The organism is Frankia sp. CcCS3 (assembly GCF_977927575.1).
The window spans coordinates 1-8,371 of record NZ_CDWRCL010000182.1 but is presented as its reverse complement, the minus strand read 5'-3'; the positions used below and the strand labels follow the sequence as shown (position 1 = coordinate 8,371).

The window sequence follows — 8,371 nt, the reverse complement described above, 5'->3', positions numbered from 1 at the left end:
AGGCATGCCACATCAGGTCACAGCAGGCCACGCCGAACCAACATTACGCACAGTTACCAAACTGGCTGGGGTCTCACGCCCACCCCGGTTAACTTCGAAGACCCCGTAAATCCCGATCCGATGGTCAGGAGCCCCGTGGTCCGCGCGAGCCTCGATGAGGCCGTGTGGAGAGGTGCCACCTCCGGGCCGGTGTGCGGTTTCTCGCGGGGCGCGCCTGGCATGCCGCGACCACACCGGGCATCGGGAACGGGTACAGGTACAGGTACGGCGTCATCGGACCACTCATTGGATTACCCGTCAGACCACCCATCAGACCACCCTGCCCCGGCCGTGCAGCCCGCACGTCCCTCGACGGCGGGCCGCACGTGTGCGGATGCGGCTCAGTGGCCGTGCGGAACGGCGCGGCACAGGATCACCCGGTCGAAATTCAGCCGGTGCCGTTCAGCCGGCGCCGAAGAGCCCCTGCGCGAGAAAACCGCCCGCGGGCGCGGCGGGCGGGACGGCGAACAGGGCGCTGGAGGTGTGCCGGATGAAGGTGTTCAATGCGTCGCCGGCCGCGAGGGTCCGCTGCACCGCGACGAACGCCGTACGCGGGTCGGCCTGGTAGGCCGTGAAGAACAGGCCGGCGTCCGGCTCGCCGGCTGAGTCCAGGCCGTCGTCATAGGAGTAGCCGCGACGAAGCATGGCGATCCCGCCGTGGAACGACGGGTGGGACAGCCGGGCATGGGCGTTGCCGGCGATCGCGAGACTGCCGTCGGCGGCGCGGGCAGTGAAGTCCGGCTGGATGGTCTCAGCGCCGCCCTGCCCCACCGGCGGTGCCGAGAGCGCGGTGCCGTCGGACTTGCGGCGGCCGATGACCGCGCTCTGAGCCGTCTCGTCCAGCCGCGCCCAGGCATCGAGCAGCATGCGGATGCGCCGGCAGACCAGGTAGGACCCGTCCCGCACCCATTCCGGCCCGTTGGACACCCACACCGCCCGGTCGAACTGCGGCGTGCCCGGTCCCAGGTTGTCCGTGCCGTCGATCTGCCCCATCAGGTTGCGCGGGGTGGACCCGGGGTTGAACGCGGCCGCCGCGGAACGAAGGAATCCCCGCTGGATCCAGCGGGGCCGGGCATCCTGAGCGGCGAGACGACGTATCTGCCGGGAAGCCGAGACCGCGACCATCGGATCCTCGGCGCAGACCTGCACGCCGAGATCCCCGCCGCTGCGCGCCGGATCGAGCTGGTCACCGGGCATCGCGGGGATGTCCGCGAGCTCCGCGGGTATCTGCGCGTCGAGGCCGGCGCGGCGCAGCGCGGACGCACCGAGCCCGATGGTGATCGTCAGTCCCGCCGGTCCGAGTCCCTGGGTGTCCCGCTCAGCGCCGTCGAGCGGCTCGCCTCGCATCAGCACCGCGGCGGCGGCCGTCCAGGTACGCAGCACCGCGGCGAGGGAGGCGCGGACCGCGGCCGGGCCGGACGTCGTCAGGTCGTAGGCGGTGAAGACGAGCTGCGCGGGAGGCCGGTCGGCGATTCCGGGCTGGTGACGGCCGTCACCCACCACCCCGGCCAGCGCCTCACGACGGACCACGGCGACGCGGTCCGGCCCGCCCGACTGGTCCTCCCGGGAACGTTCCGCGGCAACGGCGACACCGCTGTCGAGGGCCATGACTCCCCCGAGGCCTCCCCCGATCGCGACACCACCGCCGAAGCCGAGCAGCCCGGCGCCCCGCAGCACCCTGCGGCGGTGGGGACCGGTCGGGCGGTTCTCCCGGACCGCATCCGCCGCATCGACGATATCCGTTACATCGGCAGCGTCCACCACATCCGTAATGTCCGACATACCCGCCCTACCGGCCCTATTGGACATACCGGTCTCAGACCTACCGGTTCCATCCGTCCTGTCGCTCACGGGATCCGTACCGGCGCCGCAGTGAGATCCGACATCATCCTCGGGCCGGCAATCCTCGGGCCGGCGTCAACGCGGCGATTGCCACCGAAGGACACCCGGATGAGCCGTCCGGTGAGGTGTTCGCATGGGTCATAGGGCAGTTCCACGATGTCCGTGAGAAGATGATCCGCCGTGGAGGGCGCCGTCGACCACTGCGGGACGCTCGGCACACGCCCCGGTCGACCGGGACTAACCCTCCATACTTCTCCGGGCGACGGGTTCGCCCCGGCGACGGGCCAGGCCCCATCGTGCACTCGAGTTCAGTCCGCGCAGCGCCCTGCGCACGGCCGGGTGCTGGCTGGCACGGTGCACCGGGTAGCGCCACGGCGGCTGTTCGCCCTGGCGCGACGCCATCGAGTAGGCGAACGACACCGGATCCTGATCGAGGTATGGGTCCACCCGTTCGAACCAGGCCATGCTCATCCGCGCCGCCGCCTGCAGAGGACCCAGGGCCGCCCGGCCCCGCCGGTCGAAATCTCGCAGCGCGGCCGGCAGATCGCCGCCGCTGTCGTACATGCTCTGCGCGAGCGCGACCGCATCGACGATCGCGAGCGCCGTGCCCGACCCGAAGGCGAAGTGCGTGGTGTGGGCGGCGTCACCGATCAACACGACGTTGTCGTGGTACCAGCTCCGGTTGGTGACATCGGCGAAACGCAGCCACCGCGCCGCCCGGCCGCGGCACTGGCTGATCAGCGGATGGCCGTCCAACGGACCAGAGAAGATCTTTTCCAGCATCCGCGGCGCGTCCTCGGCGCTCAGGCGATCAAGGCCGAGTCCCTTCCACGTCCGCTGGGAGCATTCCACAATGCAGGTGCTGATACCGGCGCTGGACGGATAGGCGTGGAACCAGATCCATCCTGCGGAGGTCCGTTCGAAGGCGAAGGTGAAGCTGTCGAATCGCTTGTCGGTGCCGAGCCAGATGTACGGGTTACCGCCGATCTCGACCTTGGTACCGAAATCGTCCTGGGTCATCTGGCGCACCCGGCTGTTCGCGCCGTCGGACGCCACGACGAGATCGGCGTCGGCGTACGGGCGCAGGTCGTCTACCTCGTGCCGGTACTCCACTTCGACGCCGAGATCGGTGGCCCGCCGGGCGAGGATCTCGAGCAGCGCGGCCCGCTGCAGGCTGAAGCCGTAGCCGGTGAGATATGCCGCCCGCGATCCGCCCAGACTGATCCGCTGCTCCTGCCAGAGAGTGGACGCAGCCCGCAGGGCACGAGCGCTGCCTGGGTCGTTCCGGAAAAGGACGTCCAGAAGGTTATCCCAATACACAACCCCCCAGCCGTAGGTCGCCCCGGGCGGGTCGCGTTCGAGGATTGTGATCTCCTGGCTGGCGTCACGGCGTTTCGCCGAGATGGCGAAGTACAGTCCTGCTGGTCCGCCGCCCACACAGACGATCCTCACCGCAGGTGCCTCCTCCGTGTTCCTCCTCGGCGTGACCCGGACGGCGGGTGGCAACGACCGTTCGCCGGCTCGTCACCACCGTCGTCCCCGGAGAGGAGCACCGCCAACGGATGTCGTGGTGCCCACTTGTCGGGCTGCCCGGTTACCCCGCATTGTCGGGTTTTCCGGTTTCCCGCATTGTCGGGTTACCCGAGTGTCAGATTGCTGGTCGGGTTGCTGGACTGTCGGGAGCCGGGATCACCAACGGCCCCAGCCACCCCAACGCCCCCAGCCACCCCAGTGGCCCCAGCCACCCCAGTGGCCCCAGCCACCCCAGTGGCCCCAGCCCCAGCCCCAGCCCCCGAAGAAACCGGTGACCTGCCGGAACGAGCCCTCGGCCCGGAGCGTCGGTGCCTCATACGTTGCTTTCATGCCGGATTCCTCCGTCCGACTTCGATTTATTCGGTCTATGTGATTCTCGGCGATCCAGACAACACAGTGGCCGCCGTCGGTGTCCCACCTCCGACCGCCACTTACCGCCTGTGACCAACCATCTTCGATTCTGCTCCTTTGCTGTCCATTGCTGGTTCATCGCCGGTTCGGTGGCACCATCGGGAGTCGCGGTGGAGACGGGCGCCGATCGAGCAGATCATCGCTGTAGCCGGCCGAAGCTCCGGCTCACGGGCCGGCACCCGTCGGAGGCCCCACGCCGCACCAAAGGCGCCATGCGGGGCAGGAGGGGTTATCGGATCGATCTCGGCGTCGATCTCGAGAAGATGGCCTTGCGGGACAGTCCGAGGCTGTTGGGACCCTACGGATCTGGTCGTCGGGAAGCCCACCACGGTGGCACAGCCAGGTCCGGCCCACGGCCCGGATCTCGGTCAACGAGGTGAATCGTCAACGAGGTGAAATGACGGCCGGCGGCGTCTTCGCCGGGCACACGCGAGTGCGAGTGCGGTCCTGCTGCAGTCCTGTTGTGATCCTGTATACGGGAGCGTTAGGCGACGTCGCGGTCGCGCGCGTCCTCGGGCAGTAGGGTGCGCAGACCCAGAATGATGTTGGTGATCCCGAACTCGAACTCCTCCGGGACGGTGACGTCGGAAGGCTGCGCCGCCGCAGGGACCGCCGCGGCCGGCTCCTCGACGGGCCGCTCGGTGAGCAGGAAGCCCCGGGTGTATGTCGAGAGCGTGAGGAAAGCGTGCCAGGCCAGCGACGACGGGAATCCGGCATCCCGCAGCCCAGCCAGCAGTTCCGCCGCCCGAAACCAGGAGGTGATGGTCTCCTCTGGTAGGTCGGACTGCCGCTACGACGCGTAATCAGGTCGCATTTCAGGTCGTCGACGGCGAGCAGCGCATAGGGGACGTAATGAAGTAACAAATACGTGATCGAGAGCATCATCGCAGGTCACAGGCCTGTGGAGGGTTCGAAACGCGCAAGTTATTTCATTTCGACTCCATAGAAATTTTTGAAGAACTCGCGGAGCATGTCCTCCCAGTCGTCACCACGGAGGGGAGGCATGCTCTCATAGAAAGAGACGAGTGCCTCCTCGGCCATGGCGTCGAGGAGTTCTTGCTTGCTCTTAAAATACCAGTAGATGCTGGTGACACCGACGTCGAGATACGCAGCCAGGCGGGGCATACTCAACCGATCGACCGGAGTGTCCCGGCAAAACTCGAAGGCGCCCGCCAGAATCCCCGGGGCATTGATGGATCCCCGAGCACGCCGCGACCGGGGACGCTTCGATCCCGTGTTCACTGAGGGGGGCACGCACTAGCCTCCGCATCGTGGGGATGGCCCGGGAACGGCCCCGCTACCCAGGACCACACCGAGTATTCTACCGGAAGGTTCTCCGGATGGTGTGAGATATCTGCCGCACCCGGCGGGCGCAGTGGTTGGCTCATGGTCAGGCGGCAGGATAGTCCGGACCACCACAAGGCCACCCCGCCGAAGGCCGGCCGGACCGTCCCGCCCGGCACACCACACGCCGCCCCCGGCGCCATCGCCTCGCCGCAATCCGCGCTCTCACCACCGCCCCTCCCCATCACCCCCAACCCGCCAGCGCACCCCGCCCCCAAACCGGACACCCACCTCAGTTCCACCCCACGCCCACTCCGACCCACGCCGAATCCACCAGCTCCGCACCACACGCCTACACTGACCGGAACAGTCACTGACCGCAACAGCGCAGCATCGCGACTCCACCCACCAGGCGACCGAAGACCAACAGCAGGAGGGTGAAAATGGCCATTCCGCGGCGCCAGGCAATCAGGATCGGCGCTTATCTCCTCAAGCAGAAACTCGCCAGGCGGGACAAGTTCCCGATCACCCTCGAACTCGAACCCCTGTTCGCATGTAACCTCGCCTGCGATGGCTGCGGCAAGATCCAACATCCCGCGGACGTGCTGAAACAGCGCATGCCCGTCGAGCAGGCGCTCGCCGCCGTCGACGAGTGCGGCGCCCCCGTGGTGTGCCTGGCAGGCGGCGAACCGCTGATGCACCCGCAGATCGAAGACATCGTGGCAGGCCTGGTGAAACGTAAGAAGTTCATCTACCTGTGCACGAACGCCCTCCTGATCCCACGCAAGATCGACAAGCTGCGCCCGTCACCGTACCTGTCCTTCGCGGTACACATCGATGGCCTCGAGGAACGCCACGACAAGTCCGTGGCCAAGCCGGGCGTGTTCGCCCAGGCCGTGGACAACATCAAAGAGGCGCAGCGCCGCGGCTTCCGCGTCACCACGAACACCACGTTCTTCAACACCGACACCCCCCAGACCGTGATCGAGGTGTTGGACTTCCTCAACAACGACCTCAACGTCGACGGGATGATGCTCTCCCCCGCCTACGCCTACGAGAAAGCCCCCGACCAGGACAGCTTCCTCGGGGTCAAGGAAACCCAGGAACTGTTCCGCAAGGCGTTCGCCGACGGCCGCCGCAAGAACTGGCGGATCAACCACTCCCCCCTGTTCCTGGACTTCCTCGAAGGAAAGATCGACTTCCCGTGCACGGCCTGGGGAATTCCGTCCTACTCCCTGTACGGCTGGCAGAAGCCGTGCTATCTGATGGGCGACGGCTACGCCAGGACCTACCAGGAACTCCTTGACACCACCGACTGGGAGGCCTACGGACGAGGCCGCGACCCGCGCTGCGCGAACTGCATGGCACACTGCGGCTACGAACCGACCGCCCTCGCGGCGACCCTGTCCTCCCTGCGGGAATCCATCCGCGCGGCCCGCTGAGACCGGCCCCGGGACCACCGGCCAGCCCCGGGAAACGACCTCGGTGCGGCGGCCGTCGCCCTCCGGCCGGAGGGCGACGGCCGCCGCACCGAGGTCCTCCACCAGACACCCCCGGCTCGGATACGCCGGGAAGAGCGGCATAACGGGAAGAGCGGCATAAGCGGGATCCGACCCGAAACCGCATTATGACCCAATTATGACTACCTGCACCCCGACACTCACCCACCGTCCCCTCGCCGGTCCGGCGTCGTGGGCCGCGGCGGCGCCCGTCTCGCCATCGTAGGGCTCGCGGGTCTTTGTAGGGTTCCCACAACACCTGGCCGCCGACATCGGTAGCGGCGGAGCTGTCCAGACCGCGCCCCGAGCTGGGAAGGTGATCCGGAGCGAGAATCGGAACCGCCTTTCTGGCGTTCCGCCCTCATCGTGACGGGAAGGGGTAATTAGTGGTTTACGACAAGATCGTGGTGACGGGTCTCGGTGCGATGACTCCACTCGGCGGCAACCTCGCCGCCACCTGGGACGGGCTGGTCGCGGGTGCCTCGGGTGTCGCGGTGATCGAAGACGAATGGGCGCGGGAGCTGCCGGTCCGACTCGCCGCCCGGCTGCCCGTCGACCCCGCGGCAACGCTGCCGCGCAAGGACAGCCGCAAGCTCGACCGCGGTGAACAGATGGCGATCGTCACCGCCCGGCAGGCATGGGCGGACGCGGGATCCCCCGAGGTCGCTCCCAAACGGCTCGCGGTCGTCATCGGCACCGGTTACGGCGGGGTGCAGTCCACCCTGGGCCAGCACCGCATCCTGGAGCAGGCCGGTGCGCGCCGGATATCCCCTCAAACGGTGATCATGCTGATGCCCAACGGCCCGGCGGCGTGGGTGAGCATCGACCTCGGTGCGAAGGCCGGCGCCCGCACCCCGGTCAGCGCCTGCGCGTCCGGCGCCGAGGCGATCGCCACCGGTATGGAGATGATCCAACACGGGCTGGCCGACGTCGTGGTCGCCGGCGGCGTCGAGGCGCCGGTCGACACGCTGCCGCTGGCAGCGTTCGCGCAGATGAAGGCCCTGTCGACCCGGCACGACGACCCGGCAGCCGCCTCCCGGCCCTTCGACGCCGACCGTGACGGTTTCGTGCTCGGCGAGGGCGCCGGCCTGCTGGTCCTGGAACGGGCCGGGTTCGCCGCCGCCCGCGGCGCCCGCGTGTACGCCGTCGCCGCCGGCGCGGCCACCAACTCCGACGCCCTCGACATCGTCACCGCCGACCCCGCCGGGCAGCGCAGGGCCATCGAGGCCGCACTGTCCAGCGCCGGCCTCACCCCCACCGATATCGGCCTCGTACACGCCCACGCCACCTCTACCCCCGTCGGTGACCCCTTGGAGGCCGAGGCGATCACTCAGACGATCGGCACCCATCCGGCGGTCACGGCCACCAAGTCGATGACCGGGCACATGCTCGGCGCCGCCGGCGCGGTGGGCGCCATCGCCACGGTGCTCAGCATCCGCGACGGCGTCATACCCCCGGTACGCAACCTTGACCGGCTCGACCCGGCGATCAAGCTCGACGTCGTGTCCGGACAGGCCCGCCACGAGACCGTCCGCGCCGCCGTGGCCAACGCCTTCGGCTTCGGTGGGCACAATGTCTCCCTGGCGTTCACCGCCCCCTGAACCGGCCGCGCCGGCCACGCCTGGCTGGACTCGAACGCGCTCCGGCCCCCGTCGTGTTTCCGCCCGCCCAGAGGCCTCACTTCCCATTACTGACCATTGCCGATCATTTCTTCCAGCAAGGGAACGGCGAAGACACCTTGCCGTCCTTCATGATCTAGGGCC

The 8,371-nt window shown here is 68.3% G+C and carries 6 protein-coding genes; 2 read left to right on the top strand and 4 right to left on the bottom strand.

Features of this window, described 5'->3' with window-relative positions; genetic code table 11:
* Nucleotides 1-441 precede the first annotated feature (441 nt).
* The 4 genes from AC08OQ_RS14910 to AC08OQ_RS14895 form a co-directional block, all read right to left on the bottom strand.
* Nucleotides 442-1,821, bottom strand: a complete 1,380-nt coding sequence (locus AC08OQ_RS14910) for a Dyp-type peroxidase (protein WP_476602132.1) — start codon at nt 1,819-1,821, stop codon at nt 442-444.
* 297 nt (nt 1,822-2,118) lie between these two features.
* Nucleotides 2,119-3,333 (bottom strand): FAD-dependent monooxygenase, encoded by a 1,215-nt coding sequence (locus AC08OQ_RS14905; RefSeq protein ID WP_476602131.1) that lies wholly within the window; start codon nt 3,331-3,333, stop codon nt 2,119-2,121.
* 237 nt (nt 3,334-3,570) lie between these two features.
* Nucleotides 3,571-3,744 (bottom strand): keywimysin-related RiPP, encoded by a 174-nt coding sequence (locus AC08OQ_RS14900; RefSeq protein ID WP_476602130.1) that lies wholly within the window; start codon nt 3,742-3,744, stop codon nt 3,571-3,573.
* Nucleotides 3,745-4,749: 1,005 nt separating this feature from the next.
* The gene (locus tag AC08OQ_RS14895) at nt 4,750-4,950 is read right to left on the bottom strand and encodes a TetR family transcriptional regulator (RefSeq protein WP_476605525.1); all 201 of its coding nucleotides are present in this window, start codon (nt 4,948-4,950) and stop codon (nt 4,750-4,752) included.
* A 602-nt stretch (nt 4,951-5,552) separates the two neighbouring features.
* Between AC08OQ_RS14895 and hpnH the strand changes: the two genes are divergently transcribed.
* Both hpnH and AC08OQ_RS14885 read left to right on the top strand, forming a co-directional pair.
* Entirely contained in the window at nt 5,553-6,551 is a 999-nt protein-coding gene (hpnH, locus tag AC08OQ_RS14890; RefSeq protein ID WP_476602259.1) for an adenosyl-hopene transferase HpnH, read from the top strand.
* A 443-nt stretch (nt 6,552-6,994) separates the two neighbouring features.
* Complete coding sequence (locus AC08OQ_RS14885) at nt 6,995-8,209, top strand: beta-ketoacyl-[acyl-carrier-protein] synthase family protein (RefSeq protein WP_476605526.1); 1,215 nt, start codon at nt 6,995-6,997, stop codon at nt 8,207-8,209.
* The last annotated feature ends 162 nt before the right edge of the window (nt 8,210-8,371 follow it).

Bases quoted from the DNA above. Each gene is read 5' to 3' on its own strand.
- hpnH (WP_476602259.1), top strand. From the start codon at position 5,553: ATGGCCATTCCGCGGCGCCAGGCAATCAGGATCGGCGCTTATCTCCTC.
- AC08OQ_RS14910 (WP_476602132.1), bottom strand. From the start codon at position 1,821: ATGTCGGACATTACGGATGTGGTGGACGCTGCCGATGTAACGGATATC.
- AC08OQ_RS14895 (WP_476605525.1), bottom strand. From the start codon at position 4,950: ATGCCCCGCCTGGCTGCGTATCTCGACGTCGGTGTCACCAGCATCTAC.
- AC08OQ_RS14900 (WP_476602130.1), bottom strand. From the start codon at position 3,744: ATGAAAGCAACGTATGAGGCACCGACGCTCCGGGCCGAGGGCTCGTTC.